Below are 21,519 nucleotides of genomic sequence, written 5' to 3'. Positions count from 1 at the left end.
CCGGCCATCGGCGGTCGTCCTGTCGGCGGTCGGTTACTTCGGCAGGGCGGCGACCGGGTTGCCGGCCTCGCCGAGCAGGGCGGCCATCACCTTCTTCGCCTTGCCCGGATGCCTGGTCTTGGCGGCGGCGTCGGCGTTCGTGCCGCCGTCGCCGACCTTGATCACGCCGACCATGCCCATGGCGTAGTGCGGCGCGCATTTGTAGCCGTAGATGCCCTGGGTCTCGAAGGCGACGGTGATCTCCTTGTTCATCCCGCCCTTGAACCCGTCCGTGCCGTCCGGAAGCATGCCGGCGATCGCCTCGGCGTTGTGCCCCTTGTCGGTCGGCAGGAAGGTCACGGTGTCGCCGGGCTGGACGGCCAGATAGGCCGGCTCGAACACCATCATGCCGGCGGCCCCGCGGTTCAGCATCTTGACCTGATGGTCGGCGGCGGTGGCCGGGGTTGCGGCGGCGAGGGTGGCCAGCACGCCGGCGACGGCGACGGCCATGGCGAAAGTCGGTCTCATGATATGCGCTCCTCGAAAGTGGGCCGGGGGAGATCGGCTCCCCCGGCGCTCGGGCTCAGTGGCCCTTCATGCTCAGCTGGGCGTTGCCGGTGTCGAACACCGCCGGATCCTTGGCGCCGTCGACCTCGATATGGGCCACCAGGCCGCGCTCGAGCCTCGACAGGGCGTGGTCGACCATCAGGTACTTGCCCGGCACGTCGAACTTCAGTTCGGCGACGGTGGCACCGCCGGGCGCGACGGTGACGGTCTGCACGTCGGTCGCCGCCGGGCTGGTCAGCGAGCCGTGGGTGTAGATCTTGTCGAAGATCTCGCCGATGACGTGGTAGCTCGACGTCTTGTTCGGACCGCCGACGCCGAAGAAGATCCGCACGGTCTCGCCGCGGCTGGCGTGGATGGCGTTGTCGCCGGTCAGGGCGCCGGCGGCGCCGTTGAACACGTAGTACTCCGGCTTCTCGTCGAGCAGCTTGTCGTAGTCGGTCTCGACCAGGCCGGGCGTGCCCATCGGGTCGGCGGTGTAGATCTCGCCCTGCATGACGTAGAACTCGCGGTCGACCTTCGGCAGGCCACCCTCGGGCTCGACCAGGATGAGGCCGTACATGCCGGCCTGGATGTGGTCGGCCACCATCGGCGTGGCGCAGTGGTAGACGTAGATCCCCGGGTTCAGGGCCTTGAAGGTGAAGCCGGTCTTGTCGCCGGGTGCGGTCTGGGTGGCGACGGCGCCGCCGCCCGGACCGGTGACCGCGTGGAAGTCGACCGAGTGCATGAAGGTGCTGTCGGCCGCGTTCTTCATCGTGACCTCGACCGTGTCGCCGACGCGGACGCGGGCGAACGGTCCCGGCACCTTGCCGTTGAACGTCCAGTACTTGAAGGCGGTGCCGTCGGCCAGCTTGGCGACCCGCTCGACGGTCTCCAGGTCGATCTTCACCGTCGTCGCATAGTTGCGGTCGATCGGGGCCGGCAGGGCCGTCGGATCCAACGCGATCGACTGCAGGGCGTTCAAGGCGTCGGCGTCGTAGGGCTCTGCGGCGTCGGCGCCAAGGGCGATCCCGGCGGTCAGGGCCAGCGCGCTGACCGAGTGAACCAGGGCCTTCTTGAAAGCGTACATTGCTCCGCTCCTTGGCTGCGATGTTGTCGTGCTATCGACAGCCCGGAACATAGGCGCCGCCGCGCAAGGGAATTTGTGCTCGCGCAACTCCACGGAAGATTCCGGCCAACGGCCTTGACCGCGGCCGCGCCGGGGGACCACAACCGCCTGGTACAACGGTGCCGAAGGAGAGACCGAGATGGACATCCCGGCCCGGATGACCGTGCTTGAGCGGGTGCCGCTGTTCAAGGGAATGGCGCCAGCGGACCGCGAGGCCGTCGCCCGCGAGGCCCATGAGCGGCCGCTGAAGAAGGGCGACGCCCTGTTCCAGCAGGGCGAGGACGCGGCCCACAACTACGTGATGGGCTGGGGGCGCCTGCGCCTCGACCAGACCACGCCGGACGGCCAGAACGTGGTACTCCGCTACATGGGGCCGGGCGACCTGGTCGGCACCGTGGCGGTCCTGCGTCGGATCCCGTTCCCGGCCACCCCCGTGGCGATCGAGGACAGCATGCTGCTCGCCTGGAGCGCCGGCCGCACGGCGGACCTCATGACACGGTTTCCGGCGATCGCGCTGAACGCCATCGAGGTGATCGGCGGCCGGGTCGAGGAACTGCAGGAGCGCCTGCGCGAGGTCGCCACCCACCGGGTCGAGCGACGGATCGCGTCGACCCTGCTGCGCATGGTGCGCCAGTCGGGCCGGCGCGTCGAAGGCGGGGTCGAGATTCCGTTCGTGGTCTCGCGCAACGATCTGGCCGAGATGACGGCGACCACGCTGCACACCGTCAGCCGGACGCTGGCGGCCTGGGAACAGGAGGGAATCCTGTCCGGCAAGCGTGCTTCGCACCTGGTCATTGCGCAGCCGCACCGGCTGGTGGAGATCGCCGAGCAGGCCTGATCGCGCGAGCTTGCGCCAGCGCAAATCCCGGCCTGCCGGGAAGCGTATGGTCCGTTGCCACCCGATACTCGCGGCAAAGAGGCCCGTCATGACCCAATCCGAGATTCTGTCGATGATCGTCGGCGACGTGATGGATCGCTGGCCCGAGACCGTGGAGATCTTCCACCGCCGGCGGATGGCATGCCCCGGCTGCGCCATGGCGCCGTTCATGACGGTGGCCGAGGCGGCGCGGTCCTACGATCTGTCGGAGCGCCTGTTCTCGGAGGATCTCATCGCGACGATTGGGGCGTCGGCCCGCATGGAGACGGCGTCATGAGCGCGACATCGGCAATCCGCCCGGATCGGGCGGCGCCGGGACTCCCGGTCCTGGAGGTCGGGTTCCGGCCGTTCTTCCTGGCCGGAGCGGTCTGGGCGGTGCTCGTCCTGGCGATCTGGCTGGCCGCCCTGTCCGGTCTCGTCGACCCGGGCGGCAGCAGCTACGGCGCCCTGGCCTGGCACGCCCACGAGATGGTGTTCGGGGTCGGCAGCGCGATCGTCGGCGGCTTCCTGCTGACCGCGATGCCGGGTTGGACCGGGCAGCCGAAGCTGGCAGGTCGCGGGCTGGCGCTGCTGGTCGGGCTCTGGGCGCTCGGCCGGGTCCTGATGCTGGTGCCGGATCTGCCCGGCGTGGCGGTCGTCGCGGCGGTCGACCTGGGCTTCCTGGCGGTGCTGTCCGGCCGCGGGTTCCTGCAGGTCCGTGCCGGCCGCAACTGGCGCAACCTCCCGGTCGCGGCCGGGCCGCTGCTGATGCTGGCCGGCAACGCCCTGGTCCACGCCGAGGCCGCCGGCCTGGCGTCGCGCGGCGCCGAACTGGGCGCGAAGGCCGGGCTGGCGGTGATCGTGCTGCTGATCGCCATGATCGGCGGCCGCATCATTCCGGCGTTCACGCGCAACTGGCTGAACAACACCGGCCGCGGCGGCCCGCTGCCGAGCGAGCCCGACTGGGTCGACGGGCTGGTGCTGGCGACGACCGTCCTGGCCCTGGCGGCCTGGCTGGCGGCGCCCGAGGCGATGGCAACCGGTATCCTGGCGGCGGTCGCGGCGGCTGGCGGTGCGGTGCGGCTTGCGCGCTGGTGCGGCTGGCGGACCTTGGCGGAGCCGCTGGTCTGGGTCCTGCACCTGGGCTTCCTGTGGGTTCCGGTCGGGCTGGCGCTGGCGGCCGGCGCCGCGCTGATGCCGGAGTTGGTCCCCGCGGCGGCCGTCCCGCACGCCTTCGGGGTCGGCGCCATGGGCACGATGACGCTCGCCATGATGACGCGGGCCACCCTCGGCCACACCGGCCGGGCGCTGGTCGCGGACCGGGTCACCACCGCGATCTATCTGCTGGTCAGCGCGGCGGCCGTCTGCCGGGTGCTGGCGGCGCTGGCGCCGGCGCTCGCCGGCCATGCGGTCGAGTTGTCGGGCGGCGCCTGGATGCTGGCTTTCGGTCTGTATGCGGTCGCCTATGCCCCGAAGCTGTGGGGGCGAAAGGTCGATGCCGCCGGCTGACCGGGTGGCGACAAGCCTCTGGCGCCGGGCCGCGGACGGGGCATAGGATCGGCAGCCTCACCCCGCGACCGGGCCCGGCGGCCGAAAGATCCGCTGCGCGGCCCGGCGCTGTCCCGAACGCAGCTCTGCCGGAGACCCCGATGCCCATCAACAACCGCATTGCCGATTTCCACGACGAGATGACCGAGTGGCGGCGCGACTTCCACACCCACCCGGAGATCGGCCTGGAGGAGGTCCGGACCTCGGCGATCGTCGCCGAGAAGCTGGCGTCCTGGGGAATCGAGGTGCATCGCGAAATCGGCGTGACGGGGGTGGTCGGCGTGCTGCGGGGCAACGGCTCGGGCACCGGCACGATCGGGCTGCGCGCCGACATGGACGCGCTGCCGATGGACGAGGAGGGCGACGTTCCCTACAAGTCGCAGATTCCGGGGCGGATGCACGCCTGCGGCCATGACGGCCACACCACGATGCTGCTGGGCGCCGCCAAGTACCTGGCGGAGACGAAGAATTTCGACGGCACCGTGCACTTCATCTTCCAGCCCGCCGAGGAAGGCCGCGGCGGTGCCAAGAAGATGGTCGAGGACGGCCTGTTCGAGCGCTTCCCCTGCGACAGCATCTTCGGCATCCACAACGCACCGCACATGCCGGCCGGGACCATGGCGTTCCGCGGCGGCCCGATCCTGGCGTCGGCCGACCGCGCGACCATGACCGTGCACGGCAAGGGCGCCCACGCGGCCCGGCCGCATGACGGCGTCGACCCGATCGCCGTCGGCGTCCAGCTCTATCAGGCGGTGCAGACCGTGGTCAGCCGCAACACCGACCCGCTGAAGTCGGTGGTGATGAGCATCACCCAGTTCCACGCCGGCACCGCCAACAACGTGATCCCCGCGACCGCCCAGCTGATCGCGTCGATCCGCACCTTCGACACCGAGGTCCAGGACATGGTCGAGCGGCGGCTGACCGAACTGTGCGACGGCGTCGGCAGGATGTACGGCGCCCGGGTCGAGCTGGAGTACCTGCGCGGGGTCCCGCCGACCGTCAACGACATCGACGAGGCGACCTTCGCGGCCGAGGTCGGCGAGGCGCTGGTCGGTGCCGACAAGGTCGACCGCGAGCCGGCACAGGCGATGGGCAGCGAGGATTTCTCGATCATGCTCGCCAAGCGGCCGGGCGCGTTCGTCTGGCTCGGCGGTGGCGCGCCGGGCAAGGACTACGGCCTGCACCACCCGAAATACGACTTCAACGACGAGGCCCTGCCGGTCGGCGCCTCGTTCTTCGCCAAGCTGGTCGAGACCAAGCTGCCGCGGGGGTAGGCCTGTCGCTTCGTGGGTTCCGGATGCGTACCGCCGACGGCGGTTCGCTCCGGAATGACGACTGGGAGGGAGCTTGACCGCTCTCCTTCAGGTCGTCATTCCGGGCGAAGACCCGGAACCCAGATAGCGACGGGCACTCGAAGTCGAACCGCTCACCAGCTCCAGAGCGTGCCGTCGGGCAGCCGGGCGACCGGCAGCTGGGCCGGGTCGTAGGGGTATCTGGCGGCCAGCGTCTCGTCGATCTCGACGCCGTGCCCCGGTGCCTCGCCCGGGTGCATGTAGCCGTCCTCGAAGCGGTAGCCGTGCGGGAACACCTCGTCGGTCAGCGGCTCGTGCGCCATGTGCTCCTGCACCCCGAAATTCGGGACCCACAGCGCGAAGTGCAGGGCCGCCCCCATGCACACCGGCGACATGTCGGTGGCGCCGTGGCAGCCGGTCCGCACCCCGTACAGCGAGGCCAGGTCGGCGATCCGCCGCAGGTGGGTGATGCCGCCGGCATGCACCACCGAGGCCCGGATGTAGTCGATCAGCTGCTCCTGGATCAGGTCCTTGCAGTCCCAGATCGTGTTGAACACCTCGCCGACCGCGATCGGCGTCACGGTGTGCTGGCGGATCAGCCGGAAGCACTCCTGGTTCTCGGCCGGCGTCGGATCCTCCATCCAGAACAGCCGGTACGGCTCCAGCGACCTGCCGAGCCGGGCCGCCTCGATCGGGGTCAGCCGGTGGTGGACGTCGTGCAGCAAATGCGGGCCCATTCCGAACCTGTCGCGCAGGGCCTCGAACAGCTTCGGCGCGAAGTCCAGATAGGGCTCGGTCGACCAGACCGATTCCTGCGGCAGGCCCTTGGTCGCCGGCTCGTAGTGGCCGTCCTTCTTGCCGATGCCGTAGGTGCCCTCGATCCCCGGGATGCCGGACTGTGCGCGCACCGCCTTGTAGCCCTTCTCCAGGTACTCTCCGACACGATCGACGGTCTCGGCGAGGTCGCGACCGTTGGCGTGGGCGTAGACCATGGCGCCGTCGCGGCTGCGGCCGCCCAGCAGCTGGTAGAGCGGCAGGCCGGCGGCCTTGGCCTTGATGTCCCAGAGTGCCGTGTCGACCGCGGCGATCGCCGCCATGGTCACCGGCCCGCGCCGCCAGTAGGCGCCCTTGTAGAGGAACTGCCAGATGTCCTCGATGCGATGGGCGTCGCGGCCGATCAGGCAGGGGATCACGTGCTCGGTCAGGTAGGCCGCGACCGCCAGTTCGCGTCCGTTCAGGGTGGCGTCGCCGATCCCGTGCAGGCCGTCGGTCGTCTCGATCTTCAGGGTGACGAAGTTGCGGCCGGGGCAGGTGACGATGATGCGGGCGTTCGCGATCTTCATGGGGCGGCTTGCCTGTCGGTGGCGGAGCGGCGGGTGGGTTCCGGAGCCGGGCGCTCCCGCGCCCCCTCCGGAATGACGGAAAAGAAAGGATCGTCATCCCGGAGGGGCTGCGTGAGCAGCCGGCTCCGGGACCCACGGGACGACGGGCGCATGGTGGCGGTTCTCATGCGGCGGTCTCTGCATCCGCGAAGTCCGACGACTCCGGCTCGAACAGGTCGGGGAAGCGCTCCGCCAGTTCGGGCAGCGAGGTCAGGATCTCGCTCAGATGGGTGCGCATCGCGGCTTCGGCCCGGGCCGGATCGTGGGCGGCGATGGCGTCGACGATGGCCTCGTGCTGGTCGATCAGGCGGGACAGCGGCGTCGCCTCGGGCAGACTGAGATACCGCACCCGGTCCATCTGCACCTTCATGTCCTCGACCACGCGCCAGGCGTAGTCGCAGCCGACCCCCAGGGCGAGGCCCCGATGCAGCGCCTCGTCGAGCGGGAAGAAGCGGTCGGGGCGTTCGTCGGCGGCGACCTTGCGCTGCTCGTTGACGATGTCGCGCAGGGCGCGGATTGCGCTGCCCGGCAGTTCCTGGGCGGCCTTGCGGACCACCGCGACCTCGACCGCCTCGCGCACGAACCGGACGTCGTAGACCTGCCGCGCCGAGATCTTGACGACATAGGTGCCGCGCTGCGGGCGGATGCTCAGAAGGCCGGCCTCGCTCAGCTTGATGAAGGCCTCGCGGACCGGCTGGCGGCTGACCCCGAACCGGTCGGCGATCTCCTTCTCGGACAGAGCCTGGCCCGGCTGGAACGACATCTCGACGATGGCGGCCCGCAGCTCCCGGAACACCCGCCGCGCAACCGGCTCGGCGCCTTCAGGCCTGATCGGATTGAGCATCGCCGTCCCCTTTTCGGCCGGTTTCGTCCGTGTCCCCGGTGATTCTGCACCAAAGCCGCGACGGCATTGTCATTCGAAATGAACCATACTACCATACTAGAATTCCAACCAAGCATCAACGCCCGTCACAGGGCGGGACAGAGGGGCGCAGGAGGAAACCATGAACACAGTCAAGAGGACCCTGAGGGCGGCCGCGGTCGGCATGATCCTGATGGCTGGCAGCGGCGCCGCCTGGGCGGCCGAGTTCTCGTTGAGCGTCAACACCGCCCTGCAGCCGCAGGACCCGTTGTTCAAGGGATTGAACGCGTTCAAGGAGAACGTCGAGAAGCGCTCGGAAGGCAAGATCTCGGTCCGGCTGTTCCCGGGCTCGCAGCTCGGCAAGGACGAGGACGTGCTGGAGCAGGCGCGCGCCGGCGCCGGCGTCGCGGTGGTCGTCGACGGCGGCCGGCTGGCGGTCTACACCAAGGAATTCGGCGTCCTCGGCGCGCCCTACCTGGCCTCGGGCTACGACGGGGTGCGCAAGGTCGTGACCTCGCCGATGTTCGAGACCTGGGTCGGGAACCTCCGCAAGGCGGCCGGCCTGCAGGTGCTGTCGTTCAACTGGTGGCAGGGCGAGCGGCACCTGGTCACCAACGTGCCGGTCAAGGTGCCGGCCGACCTCGCCGGCATCCGCATGCGCACCCCGGGCGCGCCGGTGTGGATGGAGACCATCCGGGCGATGGGCGCCACCCCGACCCCGATGGGCTGGGCCGAGGTCTACACCGCCATGCAGCAGAAGGTGATCGACGCGCTCGAGGCGCAGAGCCCGGCGGTCTACAACTCCAAGCTCTTCGAGGTCGCCAAGTACCTGACCAAGAGCGGCCACATCAACCTGATCACCGGCGTGGTGACCAGCGCCGCCTGGTTCGACGGGCTGCCGGCCGACCTGCAGAAGATCGTCCGCGAGGAGGCCCTGAAGGCCGGCGACATCGCGTCGCGCGGCACCGAGGCGTCGCTGGCCGACTACGAGAAGCAGATGGCCGAGAAGGGCATGGTGGTCACCGAGATCGACGTGACGCCGTTCCGCGAGGCCACCAAGTCGGTGTACGAGAAGCTCGGCTACGGCGAACTGCACGCCGAACTGGACAAGTTCCTGACGAACTGAGCGAACGGGTCGGTACCCGCAGCGGCGGGTGGGTTCCGGAGCCGGGCGCTGCTGCGCCCCCTCCGGAATGACGGACGAACACAACATCGTCATCCCGGAGGGCCCGCGCGAGCGGGCTGCTCCGGGACCCACGAAGCGACGGGCCCTGCAACCGGCCAATCTCCCTGAGATGCACATGCCCACCATGAGCCACGCATGACCGGCACGCTCTACAAGGCCGAGGCCCTGCTCGCGAACGTCCTGCTCGCCGTCATCGTGTTCCTGGTGTTCGGCGCCGGCATCACGCGGTGGTTCGGCTACCCCCTGGTCTGGTCGGTCGACCTGGCGCAGCTGCTGTTCGTCTGGGTCAGTTTCCTCGGCGCCGACATGGCGCTGCGCAAGCGCGCCCATATCGGCATCGACTACCTGGTCCGGCGCCTGCCGGGTCGGCCGCGGGTGTTGCTCGACGCCCTGCTGGCGGCGGTGTGCGTCGCGTTCCTCGGGATCATGGCGGTGCTCGGCTACCGGCTGACCATGCTGAACCTGGAGCGGCTCTACGGCGACAGCGGCATCCCCTACGCCCTGGTCACGATCGCCGTGCCGGCCGGCTGCGTGATGCTGGCATCGACGCTGATCGGCCAGGCCTGGACGTCGCTCAGCCGACTGCGCACCGAGGCGCGGCCGATCTTCGTGGCCGAGAGCCGCGGCGAGATCGAGGAGATGGTGCCGTGATCCTGCTGGCGGTCACCTTCTTCGTCCTGATGATCCTCGGCCTGCCGGTCGCCTTCGCCATCGGCATCGCCGGGTTCTCGTTCTTCGCCACCGGACCGATGCCGCCGTCGATCGGCGTGCAGCAGGTGGCCTCGGCCTCGCAGAGCTTCCCGCTGCTGGCGGTGCCGTTCTTCGTGCTGGCCGGCCACATGATGAACCGCACCGGCATCACCTCCCGGCTGATCGGCTGCTCCAGCGTCCTGGTGTCGTGGATGGCGGGCGGTCTCGCCCAGGTCTGCATCGTGCTGTCGGCCCTGATGGGCGGGGTGTCGGGATCGGCGGTCGCCGATGCCGCCATGGAGGCCCGGATCCTGGGGCCCAGCCTGATCGCGCGCGGCTACTCCAGGGGCTTCACCGCGGCGGTCATCGCCGTCAGTTCGCTGATCACCGCCACCATCCCGCCGAGCCTCGGGCTGATCCTGTACGGCTTCGTCGGCAACGTCTCGATCGGCCGGCTGTTCCTGGCCGGCATCGTGCCCGGGCTGCTGATGATGGGTTTCCTGATGGTCACGGCCTGGCTGATCGCGCGCCGCCGAGGCTACGGCACCGAGGCGAAGGGACCGCCGAGCTTCGCCGCGGTCCGGCGCGCGGTCGCCGACGCCAAGTGGGCGCTGCTGTTCCCGCTGGCGCTGCTGCTGGCGATTCGCGGCGGGCTGTTCACGCCGTCCGAGGTCGGGGCCTTCGCGGTGGTCTATGCCGGGGTCGTCGGCTTCGTGCTGCACCGGGAACTGACCTGGAAGGGCCTGGTCGAGGCGCTGACCGAGGCGGTGGTGGACACCGGCATGATCATGCTGATCATCCTGTTCTCCGGCATGGTCGGCTACGCCATCGTGTTCGAGCAGGCGCCGCAGACCATCGCGGCGGCGCTGACCGCCCTGACCCAGGAGCCGGTCCTGGTGGTGGCGCTGGTCCTGGTGTTCCTGTTCGTTGCCGGGCTGTTCGTGGAAAGCACGGTGCTGGTGCTGCTGCTGACCCCGATCTTCCTGCCGATCGTCCAGCCGCTCGGTGTCGACGGCGTGCATTTCGGCATCCTGATGATGACCGTCGTGACCCTTGGTTCGATGACCCCGCCGGTCGGCGTGGCGATGTACACCGTGTGCAGCCTGCTGGACTGTCCGGTCGAGGAGTACGTCGTGGAGTCGCTGCCGTTCGTCGGCGCGGTGCTGGTCCTGATCACCGTCTTGACGCTGTGGCCGGGGCTCGTTTTGTTTGTCCCGAACGCCCTGATGTAGCCGGAGGCCAAGCGCATGCATGAGGATCGCCTGTTCCCGGCGGACCCCGGGGAGCGCGCGATCGCCCGGCGGCTGTATGCCGAGGTCGCCGGCCTGCCGATCGTCAGCCCGCACGGTCACACCGACCCGGCCTGGTTCGCCTATGACGAGCCGTTCCCGAACCCGGCCGAACTGCTGGTGGTGCCCGACCACTACGTCCTGCGCATGCTGTACAGCCAGGGGGTGCGGCTCGAGGAGCTGGGGGTGCCGCGGTCGGATGGCGGGCCGGTCGAGGCCGACCCGCGCAGGATCTGGCGCCTGGTGGCCGAGCACTGGCACGCCTTTCGGGCGACCCCGAGCCGGCTGTGGTGGGAGCATTCGCTGGCCGATGTGTTCGGCGTGACCGATCGCCTGAGTCCGGCGAATGCCGACGCGGTCTACGACCGGATCGCCGATTGCCTGACCCGCCCCGAGTTCCGGCCGCGCGCCCTGTTCGAGCGCTTCGGCATCGAGGCCCTGGCGACCACCGAAGGCGCGCTCGACCCGCTCGACCATCACCGGGCCATCCGGGAGTCCGGCTGGACGGGCCGGGTGGTCACCACCTTCCGGCCCGACACCGTGGTCGACCCCGACACCCCGGGCTTCAAGCGGAACGTCGAGGCGCTGGGCGAATTGACCGGCGAGGACACCCTGAGCTGGCGGGGATATCTCGCCGCCCTGGCGGCCCGGCGCCGCGCCTTCATGGCGGCCGGTGCCACTGCGACCGACCACGGCCACCCGACCGCCCGGACCGCCGACCTGCCGCCGGCCGAGGCCGAGGTGCTGTTCGGCCGGGTGGTCGACGGGCTGGCCGGGCCGGGCGACGCCGAGCTGTTCCGCGGCCAGATGCTGACCGAGATGGCGCGGATGAGCCTGGAGGACGGGCTGGTCATGCAGCTGCACTCCGGGGTCCGGCGCAGCCACAATGCCTGGATCCAGTGCGTCTTCGGGGCCAACCGCGGCGACGACATCCCGACCCGCTCGGAGTTCGTCGACAACCTGAAGCCGCTGCTCGACCGGTTCGGCAACGACCCGCGCCTGACCCTGATCCTGTTCACCCTGGACGAGACCACCTATTCGCGCGAGCTGGCGCCGCTGGCCGGCCACTACCCGGCGCTGCGCATCGGCCCGCCCTGGTGGTTCCACGACAGTCCCGAGGGGATGTGGCGATATCGCCAGCGGGTCACCGAGACCGCCGGCTTCTACAACACCGTCGGCTTCAACGACGACACCCGTGCCTTCCCCTCGATCCCGGCCCGTCACGACGTCGCCCGACGCATCGACTGCGCGTTTCTGGCCCGGCTGGTGGCCGAGCACCGGATCGACGAAGATGAGGCCCGCGAGGTCGCGGTCGACCTCGCCTACCGACTGGCAAAGCAGGCCTACCGATTGTGACCGTCCATCCGATCTCCAGGCGCCTCGGGCCCGACACCCTCGCGTCGGTCCCGGCCGCCGTCGCCCGGCCGCGCTACGACCGTGGCGGCCTGGATGTGGGCGTCGTCCACATCGGGCTGGGAGCTTTTCACCGCGCGCATCAGGCGATCTACACCGACAACGCCCTGAACGCCGCGCCGGGACCATGGGGAATCTGCGGGGTCTCGCTGCGAACCCCGGACGTCCGCGACGCCCTGGCGCCGCAGGCCGGGCTGTACGCCGCCGCGGTGCGCGACGAGGACGGCGAGCGGCTGCGTGTCGTAGGCTCGGTCCTGCAGACCCTGGTGGCGCCGGAGAGCCCGGCCGCCGTGCTGGCCCGGCTGGCCGACCCGCGGGTCCGGGTGGTGACCGCCACCGTCACCGAGAAGGGCTACTGCCACAACCCGGCCACCGGCGAGATCGACGACCGCAACCCGGACATCCGCCGCGACCTCGCGAACCCGACACAGCCGCGCACCCTGCCGGGCTTCCTGGTCGAGGCGCTGCGCCGCCGTCGCGCCGCCGGCACGCCGCCGTTCACCGTGCTGTCCTGCGACAACCTGCCGACCAACGGCGAGGTGACGGCGCGGATCCTGCGCGCTTACGCCGCCCTGCTCGAGCCCGACCTCGACCACTGGATCGAGGACCGGGTGGCCTGCCCGAGCTCGATGGTCGACCGCATCGTGCCGGCCACGACCGCCGACGACCGGGCCCGGATCGCGGCGGCGCTCGGCGTCGAGGACGCGGCCCCGGTGGTGACCGAGCCGTTCAGCCAGTGGGTGTTCGAGGACCGTTTCCCGACCGGCCGCCCGGCCTGGGAGGCGTTCGGCGCCGAGCCGGTGGCCGACGTGCGACCCTATGAGGCGATGAAGCTCAGGCTGCTGAACGCCAGCCACTCCTGCATCGCCTATCTCGGCTATCTCGCGGGCTACCAGACCGTCGCCGAGACCGTGGCCGACAAGGCTTTCGAGCGCTTCGTCGCGGCCATGATGGACGACGAGATCACGCCGTCGCTGCGGATGCCGGCCGGGACCGACCTGACGGGCTACAAGGCCGCCCTGCTGGCGCGCTTCGCCAACCCGGCGCTGCGCCACCGGACCTGGCAGATCGCCATGGACGGCAGCCAGAAGCTGCCGCAGCGCCTGCTGGAGACGATCCGCGAGCGGCTGGCGCTCGGCCTGTCGTTCGACCGCCTCGCCCTCGGGGTGGCCGGCTGGATGCGCTACGTCCGCGGGGTCGACGAGACCGGCGCCCCGATCGACGTGCGCGACCCGCTGGCCGAGCGGCTGCGCCGCCTCGCCGAGGACGCCGGCCCGGTCGCCGGCCGCCTGGCCCCGGCGCTGCTGAGCGTGCGCGAGGTGTTCGGCGACGACCTGCCGGCGAACGAGGCGTTCGTGGCGGCGGTCACCTCGGCGCTGGACGGGCTGTTCGACCGCGGTGCCTGGTACTGCGTGGAGCGGCTGGGGTAGGGGAGCCACTCGGCGCCGGCCGGAGCGTGACCGTTACCCCGCCTTCATGCGATCGGTCGGCGCATGGACCGCGGGCTACCCGGACCCGACGACCCGATGGAACTCGATGAAGAACGCGACCGGCCCGTCGACGACGACCCGATGCCGCTCCTCCGGCCGGATGACGGCACTTGCCCCGGCGCCGATTACGGTCTCCTCGCCTGTCCCTGCCAGCACGTAGGTCAGGCTCCCGGCGCTCACCTGCAGCAGGCCCCAGACTCCGGCCTTGGTGCTGTGATCCGTGCGCAGCGCGGCGGGCACGGTCGCCTCGGTGAAGACCGGCGTTCGCTTGTAGGCCCGCGCTCCGTCCGGAAGGCGGACCGGCACGGCTGTCCGGCGGCTCATGCCGCCTCGGCCGCGTCCGTCAGCCTGATGAACCGCTCGGTGTGGTGGTCGACGTCGCCCAGCAGGTGGTCGATCATCACCAGCCGCTTGGCGTAGTGGGCCAGCGCGTATTCCCAGGTCATGGCGATGCCGCCGTGCAGCTGGATGGCCTCTTCGGCGACGTGGTGGGCGGCGCGGCCGATCGTGACCTTGGCGGCGCTGACCGTGCGCTCGCGCTCGACCCGGCCGGCGGACAGCTTGGCGGCCGCCAGGATCGCCATGGACCGGGCCTGCTCGAGCTCGGTGCGCATGTCGACCATGCGGTGCTGCAGGGCCTGGAAGCTGCCGATCGGCCGGCCGAACTGCTTACGGGTCTTCAGGTAGTCGAGGGTGACCTCGCAGGCCACCTCCATGGCCCCGACCGCCTCGGCGCAGAGTGCCGCGATGCCGCGCGCCACCGCCGCCTCGATCGCCGGGAAGGCGGCGCCGGGCTCGCCCAGCGGCTCGGCCGCGACGCCGTCCAGCACGACCTCGGCCGAGCGGCCGCCGTCGATGGTCGGGTTGCCGCGCACCGTCAGGCCGGCGGCACCCTTGGCCACCAGGAACAGGCCGATGCCGGCCTCGTCGCCGGTGCCGCCGGCGGTCCGGGCGGAGACGATCAGGGTGTCGGCCGTGTCGCCGCTGATCACCACCGACTTGCGCCCCGAGAGGCGCCAGCCGTCGTCCGGGTTCTCGGCCCGGGTCGCCACATGGGCCAGATCGTAGCGCCCGTCCGGCTCGCCATGGGCGAAGGCCAGCAGCTTCTCGCCGGCCACGATGTGCCCGAGGATGTGGGCCTTCTGGTCGTCGGAGCCGGCCAATTCGACCAGCGCGCCGGCCAGCACCACGGTGGCCAGGTAGGGCTCGACCACCAGGCCGCGGCCGAACGCCTCGGCCACCACCATCAGGTCGATGCCGCCGCCGCCCAGGCCGCCGACGTCCTCCGGGAACGGCACAGCCAGCAGGCCGAGTTCGGCGAAGGTCGCCCAGGTCGCGCGGCTGAATCCCTCCTCGGAGCCGGCCGCCTTCTGCCGGGCCTCGAAGCCGTAGCGGTCGCGCACCAGCCGGTCGACGGTCTCCTTGAGGAGCCGCTGCTCCTCCGACAGCGAGAAGTCCATGAGCGTTCCTTCCTCGGTTTTCTCGGCGCCGGTCGCACCGTGGCTTCCGGATCCGTCTCGCTTGCGGCGATCCGGTCCGGAATGACGAAGGGGAGGGGTGACATTGCTCCCGGTCCCTTCCTCCCTGTCGTCATTCCGGCCGACACGGCGAAGCCGCGGAGAGCCGGAACCCACGCGGCGACGGGCGTCGCCGGTCCCTCACAGCCCCAGGCTGGCCTTGGCGACGATGTTCTTCTGGATCTCGTTGGAGCCGCCGAAGATCGACAGCTTGCGCATGTTGAAGTAGTGCGCGGCCACCGGGGCGGCGTAGTCCGGGCCGATCGGCTCGCCGTTGAAGCCGCCGTCCAGCGCCTCCGACTGGAACGGCAGGGCGTAGGGCCCGAGCGCCCGCCGCGCCAGGTCGGTGATGGCCTGGCGGACCTCGGTGCCCTTGATCTTCAGGATCGAGCTCTCGGCTCCCGGCGCGCCGCCGGCCTGAACGTCGGCCAGCACCCGCAGGTTGGTCGTCTCCAGCGCCATCAGGTCGATCTCGAGCTGCGCCATCCGGGCCCGGAAGATCGGGTCCTCGATCAGGGGCCTGCCGTTCTTCAGCTGGTCGCGGGCGATGGTCTTCAGGTGGCGCAGCGCCTCCTTCGACAGCCCGACCCCGGCGATGTTGGTGCGCTCGTGGGTCAGCAGGTACTTGGCACAGGTCCAGCCCTGGTTCTCCTCGCCGACCCGGTTGGCCACCGGCACCCGGACGTCGTCGAAGAACACCTCGTTCACCTCGTGCTCGCCCTCCAGCAGGATGATCGGGCGCACGGTGATGCCGGGAGTCTTCATGTCGATCAGCAGGAAGGAGATGCCCTCCTGCGGCTTGGCGGCCTGCGGGTCGGTGCGCACCAGGCAGAAGATCCAGTCGGCGTGCTGGCCGAGCGTCGTCCAGGTCTTCTGGCCGTTGACCACGTAGTGGTCGCCGTCGCGCACCGCCCGGGTCTTCAGGGAGGCGAGGTCGGAGCCGGCGCCCGGCTCGGAGTAGCCCTGGCACCACCAGTCGGTCAGGTCGAGGATGCGCGGCAGGTAGTGCGCCTTCTGCTCCTCGGTGCCGAACTTCATGATGACCGGCGCCACCATGCTGACGCCGAAGGCCAGGATGCGCGGCCCGCCGGCGGCGGCGCACTCCTCCTCGAAGATGTGGCGCTGGACCGGCGACCAGCCGGTGCCGCCGAATTCGGTCGGCCAGTTGACCCCCAGCCAGCCGCGCTTCGACAGCGCCGTCATCCAGCGGATGTGGTCGTCGCGGGTCAGCCGCCGGCCGCCCTTGATCTTGGCGGCGATGTCGGCCGGCAGGTCGGCCTTCAGGAACGCGCGGACCTCCTCGCGGAAGGCCTGCTCGGCAGGCGTGAAGTTCAGGTCCATGGGAGTCCTCCTGCGCTCAGCGCGCGTCGCTCCAGTCCTTGAAGGTCCGGCCGGCCTCGGCCAGTTCGACCAGCAGGGGCGCGGGCGCCCAGCTATTCGGGTCATGGTCGGCGAAGCCGCGGATGTCGGCCAGCACCTTGTCGAGGCCGCGGCGGTCGGCCCAGAACATCGGCCCGCCCTCGTAGGACGGGAAGCCGTAGCCGAACAGCCAGACCATGTCGATGTCGACCGGCCTGAGCGCGATGCCCTCGGCCAGCACCTTCGCCCCTTCGTTGACCAGCGCGCACAGCGCCCGGGTACGGATCTCGTCGGCGCTGAAGGATCGCCGGTTGATGCCCTTCTTCTGCGACTCCTCGACGATGATCGCCTCGACCGCAGGATCCGGGATCGGGGTGCGGCCGTCCTCGTAGCGGTACCACCCGGCGCCGGTCTTCTGGCCGAGCCGGCCGAGGTCGTACAGCCGGTCGGCGATCGCCACGTAGCGGGCGTCGGCCGGGCGCGTGGCGTCCTCGCGTCGCCGGGTCATGTAGCCGATGTCGAGGCCGGCCAGGTCGCCCATGGCGTACAGCCCCATCGGGAAGCCGAAGCCGGTGATCGCCGCGTCGATCTCCTGCGGCAGGGCGCCGTCCTCCATCAGGTAGTCCATCTGGGTCTTGTAGGTCTTCAGCATGCGGTTGCCGATGAAGCCGTCGCACACCCCCGACACCACCGCGACCTTGCCGAGTTTTCGGCCGATCTCCAGCGCGGTCTTCAGGGCGTCGTCGGCGGTCTTCGCCCCGCGCACCACCTCCAGCAGTCGCATGACGTTGGCCGGGCTGAAGAAATGCATGCCCAGCACGTCGGCCGGCCGCGAGGTGGCGGCGGCGATCTCGTCGACGTCCAGGTAGGAGGTGTTGCTGGCCAGCACCGCGCCCGGCTTGGCGACCGCGTCGAGCTTGCGGAACACTTCCTTCTTCACGTCCATGCTCTCGAACACCGCCTCGATCACCATGTCGGCGTCGGAAAGCTCGGCCATGTCCAGGCTCGGGGTGATCAGCGCCATCCGGGCCTCGACCTCGTCGGCGGTCAGGCGGCCGCGCTTGGCGCTGATCTCGTAGTTGTTGCGGACCCGTCCGAGCCCGCGGTCCAGCGCCTCCCGGCCGGTCTCCAGCACCGTGACGGGGATGCCGGCGTTGGCGAAGCACATGGCGATGCCGCCGCCCATGGTGCCGGCGCCGATCACCGCGGCCTTCCTGACCGGACGCACCGGCACGTCCCGGGACATGCCCGGCACCTTGGCGACCTCGCGCTCGCCGAAGAAGGCATGCACCAGCCCGGCGCGCTGCGGCGACTCCATGCACTGCTGGATCAGCTCGCGCTCGCGCTTCAGGCCCTGGTCGATCGGCAGGTCGACGGCGGCCTCGACCGCGTCGACCGCCTTCTGCGGCGACATCCGGCCGCGCATCGACTTCGCCAGCTTCTTGCGGGTCTCCTCGAAGATCGAGCGATCCTCGCGGGCGGGGGCCAGCTTGTCGTCGCGGTCGCGCACCGCCGGGGCCGTTAGGCCCTCGTCCATGACCCGTTGCGCGAAGGCGATGCCGGCCGCCCTGGCGTCGGTGCCGTCGACCACCGCGTCGACGATACCGAGGCCGAGCGCCTCCTCGACCGGGACGTGGCGGCCGCTGGTGATCATCTCCAGCGCGGCCGGCACGCCGGCGACCCGCGGCAGCCGCTGGGTGCCGCCGGCGCCCGGGATGATGCCGAGCTTGACCTCCGGCAGCCCGACCTTCGAGCCCTTGAGTGCTACCCGGAACCGGCAGCCGAGCGCGGTCTCCAGCCCGCCGCCCAGCGCGGTGCCGTGGATCGCGGCGACCGTCGGCTTCGGGCAGGCCTCGATCTCGTTGATCACCTCGCCCAGGATCGGCGGCATCGGCGGCTTGCCGAACTCGCGGATGTCGGCGCCGGCCATGAAGGTGCGGCCCTCGCCGAAGATGACCAGGACCCTGGCCTCGGGGTCTTCGGTGCCCTGGCGGATCGCCGCACTGATACCGGCGCGCACCGCCTGGCCGAGCGCGTTGACCGGCGGGTTCACCACCTCGATAAGGCCGATGGCCCCCTCGCGGCTGTAGCGGACGGCGTCGGACATGGTTCCTCCCGAGGGTGCTTTTTCAGATCACATAGACCGGCTGGGCAGCGGACTCAAGGTTATTGGAACAATGTTCCGTATATCGGAATAAATTACTCCTCGACCCCGCGAGGCGGGTGGGTTCCGGCTCCGTCCCGCCTCCGGCGCTCCGGTCCGGAATGACGTCAGGGGAGGGAGACCCGATTCCCCCCTCTGACGTCATTCCGGACGGCCGCGCCGCCCCGGCGCAGCCGAGCCGGAACCCACCGCACGACGGGCCTCCGTCCCGGCTCACATTCCGGGCGCGCGCGGCGGGAACCCCGGCGTGCCGGTCGGGGCGCCGGCCAGGTCGTGCTCGACCAGCCGCACCAGTTCCAGCAGCCGCGGGCCGATCGATCGCTCGAGCACCTTGCGCGTCAGCCGCAGCGAGGAACCGCCGCAGTTGAACGCCAGCACATGGGCGCCGCCCTCCAGCACCAGCGGGATCCCGGCCGAGGCCACGTCGCGGTTCCAGTCGCCCTCGGACAGGCAGTAGCCGTTGTCGGCATGGAACTTCAGCGCCTCTTCGACGCCCCTGCGCAGCCCCGGCCAGTCGTCGCCGTAATGCGCCTGCAGCCGGGCGAACGCCGACTCGCGCTCGGTCTCCGACAGGCCGGCGAGATAGGCCCGGCCCATCGAGGTGACCGGCATCGGGATGCGGGCGCCGACGTCGAGCCGCAGGATCAGCGGCCCGCGGCCCTGGCAGACGTCGATATAGACCATCTCCGAGCGGTCGCCGGCGCCGAGCGCCACCGAGCAGTCCGTGGAATCCGCCAGCGCCTGCATGTGCGGGTGGGCGATGTCGCGCACCCCGTTGCCGGCGAGGTAGCGGTAGCCGAGTGCCAGGACCCCGGGGCCGAGCTGGTAGCGCTCCAACTGGTCGACATAGCGCAGATAGCCGAGCGAGGTCAGGGTCTGGGTCAGGCGCGAGACCGTCGACTTCGGGATTCCGGTGCGCTTGGCCAACTCGCCGTTGCCGAGATAGCGGTCGTCGCGGCCGAACGCCCGCAGGATCTCCAGCCCGCGGGCGAGCGCCGTCACGAAGCCGGGATCGGCATCGGCGCCGTCGCGCCAGTCCTCGATGTTGGCGAGGCGCGGATTGCTGGGTCGCCTGGGCATTCAGGACGCTCGCGTTGTCGGGGCGGGGGCCGTGGCGGTGCCGCGGGCCTGGTTCTCCTGGTCCTGGAGCACCCGCCACTGCACCTTGCCGGTCGGCGATTTCGGCAGGGTCTCGGCGAACTCGACGACCGCCGGCACCTTGTAGGTCGCCATGCGCTCGCGGCACCAGTCCTGGACTGCCTCGGCCGTCGGCGCCGGTCCGGCGCGCGGCACGACCACCGCCTTCACGGTCTCGCCGCGCCGCGGGTCCGGTGTGGCGATGATGCAGACCTCCTGGATCTGCGGGTGCTCGTACATCATGGCCTCGACCTCGGCCGGCCAGACCTTGAAGCCGGCGGCGTTGATCATCCGCTTCAGGCGGTCGACCAGGAAGAAGTAGCCCTCGTCGTCGTAGTAGCCCAGGTCGCCGGTCCGGAAGAACCGCTTGCCGTCGCGCTCGAAGAACACCGCCGCGGTGTCGTCCGGCCGGTTCCAGTAGCCGAGGAACACCTGCGGCCCGGACACCACGATCTCGCCGACCTCGGTCGGCCCCAGCTCCTGCAGGGTCTCGGGATCGACCACGCGGGCGTCGGTGTCGAAGAACGGGATGCCGCCGCATTGCCGCTTCGACCGGCCGATCGGGTTGATGTGGGTCGGCGCCATGGTCTCGGTCAGGCCGTAGCCCTCGAGGTACTCGATGCCGGTCAGGCCGTGCAGCCGGTCGGCGATCGCCGCCGGCATCTGCGCGCCGCCGCCGCTGACCGCCATCAGCGACGACAGGTCGAAGGTCCCGACCTCCGGGTCCGACAGCAGGTCGACGCACATGGTGGTGATGCAGCGCCAGTGCGTCACCCGGTGGCGGGCGATCAGCTCGGCCGCGGTCCGGCGGTTCCACCGGGTCGTCATGACCATGGTCGAGCCCTGGTAGATCAGCATGTTCATCGAGTTCTGCATGCCGGTGACGTGGAACAGCGGCAGGCTGACCAGCGACACCGATTCCGGGCCGCTCGGACTCCACACCAGTGTCCCGTACATGGTGAAGCCGACGGTGCGGTAGCTGTGCAGGCAGCCCTTCGGCCGGCCGGTTGTGCCGGAGCTGAACGGCAGCACGCACCAGTCGTCGAGCCCGACCGCCAGCGGCGGCACCGGATGGTCGGAGGCCATCACCGATTCCCAGGTGACCAGCCCGGCGCCGTCGAGCGCGCGCCGGGGCGCCGCCACCGCGTCCGGCAGGTCCAGGTCGGTGGTGGCCCGGATGCAGTCGCCGTAGCAGGCGACCGCGATATGCGCGAGCGGGCCGCCGCCGGTCAGCGGCGCCACCACGTCGAGCATCTCCTGGCCGATCACCGCGGCGCTGGCGCCGGTGTCCTCGGTGATGTGCCGGAGTTCCTCGATCTTGCTCATGGTGTTGACCGGCACCACCACCGCGTTGGCGCGCAGGATGGCGTAGTAGCCGACCACGAATTGCGGGCTGTTCTGCATGAACAGCAGCACCCGGTCGCCCTTGCCGACGCCGGCGACGGCGTGCAGCCAGCCGGCCAGCCGGTCGGTGGCGCGGTCGAGTTCGGCCCAGGTGATCGGGGTGCCGTAGTAGTGGATCGCCACCTTGTCGGGGAACCGCCGGGCGGAAACCGCCAGGTTCTCCGACAGGGTCGTGGCCGGCGGGGTCAGGCTGTGCGGCAGCCCCTTCGGCCAGGCACCGAAATGACGATCGAACATCGGTCCTCCCTCGACTGGGCGCATGCGCGCCTCGCGTTTCCA

General features: G+C 70.5%; 19 protein-coding genes. 9 read left to right on the top strand and 10 right to left on the bottom strand.

The genetic code is table 11. The annotated features are described in order from the left end of the window. Positions 1-33: 33 nt before the first annotated feature. Together RIC31_RS11690 and nirK are read right to left on the bottom strand one after the other, a co-directional pair. Positions 34-507, bottom strand: a complete 474-nt coding sequence (locus RIC31_RS11690) for a pseudoazurin (RefSeq protein WP_350107063.1) — start codon at positions 505-507, stop codon at positions 34-36. 55 nt (positions 508-562) lie between these two features. Further along, positions 563-1,612 carry a copper-containing nitrite reductase gene (nirK, locus tag RIC31_RS11685; protein WP_350107060.1) on the bottom strand — a complete coding sequence of 350 codons (1,050 nt, stop codon included), beginning with the start codon at positions 1,610-1,612 and terminating at the stop codon, positions 563-565. 178 nt (positions 1,613-1,790) lie between these two features. On the opposite strand from nirK, the gene RIC31_RS11680 reads away from it, so the two are divergent. From RIC31_RS11680 to RIC31_RS11665, 4 genes are all read left to right on the top strand, one after another. Then, the gene (locus tag RIC31_RS11680; protein ID WP_350107057.1) at positions 1,791-2,489 is read left to right on the top strand and encodes a Crp/Fnr family transcriptional regulator; all 699 of its coding nucleotides are present in this window, start codon (positions 1,791-1,793) and stop codon (positions 2,487-2,489) included. Positions 2,490-2,577: 88 nt separating this feature from the next. Next, positions 2,578-2,805, top strand: coding sequence for a DUF1858 domain-containing protein (locus tag RIC31_RS11675; protein ID WP_350107055.1), 228 nt, complete (start codon positions 2,578-2,580; stop codon positions 2,803-2,805). Then, complete coding sequence (locus RIC31_RS11670; RefSeq protein WP_350107052.1) at positions 2,802-4,016, top strand: NnrS family protein; 1,215 nt, start codon at positions 2,802-2,804, stop codon at positions 4,014-4,016. Before RIC31_RS11675 ends, RIC31_RS11670 begins: the two co-directional genes overlap by 4 nt. Before the next feature lie 140 nt (positions 4,017-4,156). Next, complete coding sequence (locus tag RIC31_RS11665; protein ID WP_350107049.1) at positions 4,157-5,329, top strand: M20 aminoacylase family protein; 1,173 nt, start codon at positions 4,157-4,159, stop codon at positions 5,327-5,329. 152 nt (positions 5,330-5,481) lie between these two features. Here the strand turns inward: RIC31_RS11665 and manD are convergent, their stop codons facing one another. Then, positions 5,482-6,690 carry a D-mannonate dehydratase ManD gene (manD, locus tag RIC31_RS11660; RefSeq protein ID WP_350107046.1) on the bottom strand — a complete coding sequence of 403 codons (1,209 nt, stop codon included), beginning with the start codon at positions 6,688-6,690 and terminating at the stop codon, positions 5,482-5,484. A gap of 163 nt (positions 6,691-6,853) precedes the next feature. Continuing rightward, the gene (locus RIC31_RS11655) at positions 6,854-7,573 is read right to left on the bottom strand and encodes a GntR family transcriptional regulator (protein WP_350107043.1); all 720 of its coding nucleotides are present in this window, start codon (positions 7,571-7,573) and stop codon (positions 6,854-6,856) included. Positions 7,574-7,733: 160 nt separating this feature from the next. On the opposite strand from RIC31_RS11655, the gene RIC31_RS11650 reads away from it, so the two are divergent. From RIC31_RS11650 to RIC31_RS11630, 5 genes are all read left to right on the top strand, one after another. After that, a complete protein-coding gene (locus RIC31_RS11650) occupies positions 7,734-8,717 on the top strand; it encodes a C4-dicarboxylate TRAP transporter substrate-binding protein (protein ID WP_350107040.1) in 984 nt (327 codons plus the stop codon). A gap of 195 nt (positions 8,718-8,912) precedes the next feature. Then, positions 8,913-9,428: a TRAP transporter small permease gene (locus RIC31_RS11645; protein WP_350107037.1), complete on the top strand. Its 516-nt coding sequence runs from the start codon at positions 8,913-8,915 to the stop codon at positions 9,426-9,428. Continuing rightward, entirely contained in the window at positions 9,425-10,699 is a 1,275-nt protein-coding gene (locus tag RIC31_RS11640) for a TRAP transporter large permease (protein ID WP_350107035.1), read from the top strand. The genes RIC31_RS11645 and RIC31_RS11640 overlap by 4 nt, the downstream gene beginning before the upstream one ends. A 15-nt stretch (positions 10,700-10,714) precedes the next feature. Beyond that, on the top strand, positions 10,715-12,112 hold the full coding sequence (gene uxaC / locus RIC31_RS11635) for a glucuronate isomerase (RefSeq protein ID WP_350107032.1): 1,398 nt from the start codon (positions 10,715-10,717) through the stop codon (positions 12,110-12,112). After that, entirely contained in the window at positions 12,109-13,599 is a 1,491-nt protein-coding gene (locus RIC31_RS11630) for a mannitol dehydrogenase family protein (protein ID WP_350107029.1), read from the top strand. The genes uxaC and RIC31_RS11630 overlap by 4 nt, the downstream gene beginning before the upstream one ends. 75 nt (positions 13,600-13,674) lie before the next feature. On the opposite strand, the gene RIC31_RS11625 is transcribed toward RIC31_RS11630, so the two are convergent. The 6 genes from RIC31_RS11625 to RIC31_RS11600 form a co-directional block, all read right to left on the bottom strand. Continuing rightward, the gene (locus RIC31_RS11625; protein WP_350107026.1) at positions 13,675-13,983 is read right to left on the bottom strand and encodes a TehB family protein; all 309 of its coding nucleotides are present in this window, start codon (positions 13,981-13,983) and stop codon (positions 13,675-13,677) included. After that, positions 13,980-15,119: an acyl-CoA dehydrogenase family protein gene (locus tag RIC31_RS11620; protein ID WP_350107023.1), complete on the bottom strand. Its 1,140-nt coding sequence runs from the start codon at positions 15,117-15,119 to the stop codon at positions 13,980-13,982. The genes RIC31_RS11625 and RIC31_RS11620 overlap by 4 nt, the downstream gene beginning before the upstream one ends. A gap of 198 nt (positions 15,120-15,317) precedes the next feature. Continuing rightward, on the bottom strand, positions 15,318-16,517 hold the full coding sequence (locus tag RIC31_RS11615; protein WP_350107020.1) for an acyl-CoA dehydrogenase family protein: 1,200 nt from the start codon (positions 16,515-16,517) through the stop codon (positions 15,318-15,320). Between the two features lie 16 nt (positions 16,518-16,533). Continuing rightward, positions 16,534-18,642, bottom strand: coding sequence for a 3-hydroxyacyl-CoA dehydrogenase NAD-binding domain-containing protein (locus RIC31_RS11610; RefSeq protein ID WP_350107017.1), 2,109 nt, complete (start codon positions 18,640-18,642; stop codon positions 16,534-16,536). A gap of 270 nt (positions 18,643-18,912) precedes the next feature. Then, positions 18,913-19,779 (bottom strand): IclR family transcriptional regulator, encoded by an 867-nt coding sequence (locus tag RIC31_RS11605; RefSeq protein ID WP_350107014.1) that lies wholly within the window; start codon positions 19,777-19,779, stop codon positions 18,913-18,915. Further along, positions 19,780-21,477 (bottom strand): long-chain-fatty-acid--CoA ligase, encoded by a 1,698-nt coding sequence (locus RIC31_RS11600; protein WP_350107011.1) that lies wholly within the window; start codon positions 21,475-21,477, stop codon positions 19,780-19,782. Positions 21,478-21,519: the final 42 nt, after the last annotated feature.

Source organism: Thalassobaculum sp. (assembly GCF_040219615.1).
In the GTDB taxonomy this organism is placed as follows: domain Bacteria; phylum Pseudomonadota; class Alphaproteobacteria; order Thalassobaculales; family Thalassobaculaceae; genus Thalassobaculum_A.
Note: the sequence above shows the minus strand (reverse complement) of the source record. Positions and strands in the feature narration are given on the sequence as shown.

Excerpts from the sequence above, each read along its gene's own strand:
- RIC31_RS11645 (WP_350107037.1), top strand. The coding sequence starts at position 8,913 with ATGACCGGCACGCTCTACAAGGCCGAGGCCCTGCTCGCGAACGTCCTG.
- nirK (WP_350107060.1), bottom strand. The coding sequence starts at position 1,612 with ATGTACGCTTTCAAGAAGGCCCTGGTTCACTCGGTCAGCGCGCTGGCC.
- RIC31_RS11680 (WP_350107057.1), top strand. The coding sequence starts at position 1,791 with ATGGACATCCCGGCCCGGATGACCGTGCTTGAGCGGGTGCCGCTGTTC.
- RIC31_RS11610 (WP_350107017.1), bottom strand. The coding sequence starts at position 18,642 with ATGTCCGACGCCGTCCGCTACAGCCGCGAGGGGGCCATCGGCCTTATC.
- RIC31_RS11600 (WP_350107011.1), bottom strand. The coding sequence starts at position 21,477 with ATGTTCGATCGTCATTTCGGTGCCTGGCCGAAGGGGCTGCCGCACAGC.
- RIC31_RS11675 (WP_350107055.1), top strand. The coding sequence starts at position 2,578 with ATGACCCAATCCGAGATTCTGTCGATGATCGTCGGCGACGTGATGGAT.
- RIC31_RS11650 (WP_350107040.1), top strand. The coding sequence starts at position 7,734 with ATGAACACAGTCAAGAGGACCCTGAGGGCGGCCGCGGTCGGCATGATC.
- uxaC (WP_350107032.1), top strand. The coding sequence starts at position 10,715 with ATGCATGAGGATCGCCTGTTCCCGGCGGACCCCGGGGAGCGCGCGATC.
- RIC31_RS11615 (WP_350107020.1), bottom strand. The coding sequence starts at position 16,517 with ATGGACCTGAACTTCACGCCTGCCGAGCAGGCCTTCCGCGAGGAGGTC.
- RIC31_RS11670 (WP_350107052.1), top strand. The coding sequence starts at position 2,802 with ATGAGCGCGACATCGGCAATCCGCCCGGATCGGGCGGCGCCGGGACTC.
- manD (WP_350107046.1), bottom strand. The coding sequence starts at position 6,690 with ATGAAGATCGCGAACGCCCGCATCATCGTCACCTGCCCCGGCCGCAAC.
- RIC31_RS11665 (WP_350107049.1), top strand. The coding sequence starts at position 4,157 with ATGCCCATCAACAACCGCATTGCCGATTTCCACGACGAGATGACCGAG.
- RIC31_RS11605 (WP_350107014.1), bottom strand. The coding sequence starts at position 19,779 with ATGCCCAGGCGACCCAGCAATCCGCGCCTCGCCAACATCGAGGACTGG.
- RIC31_RS11625 (WP_350107026.1), bottom strand. The coding sequence starts at position 13,983 with ATGAGCCGCCGGACAGCCGTGCCGGTCCGCCTTCCGGACGGAGCGCGG.
- RIC31_RS11620 (WP_350107023.1), bottom strand. The coding sequence starts at position 15,119 with ATGGACTTCTCGCTGTCGGAGGAGCAGCGGCTCCTCAAGGAGACCGTC.
- RIC31_RS11655 (WP_350107043.1), bottom strand. The coding sequence starts at position 7,573 with ATGCTCAATCCGATCAGGCCTGAAGGCGCCGAGCCGGTTGCGCGGCGG.
- RIC31_RS11690 (WP_350107063.1), bottom strand. The coding sequence starts at position 507 with ATGAGACCGACTTTCGCCATGGCCGTCGCCGTCGCCGGCGTGCTGGCC.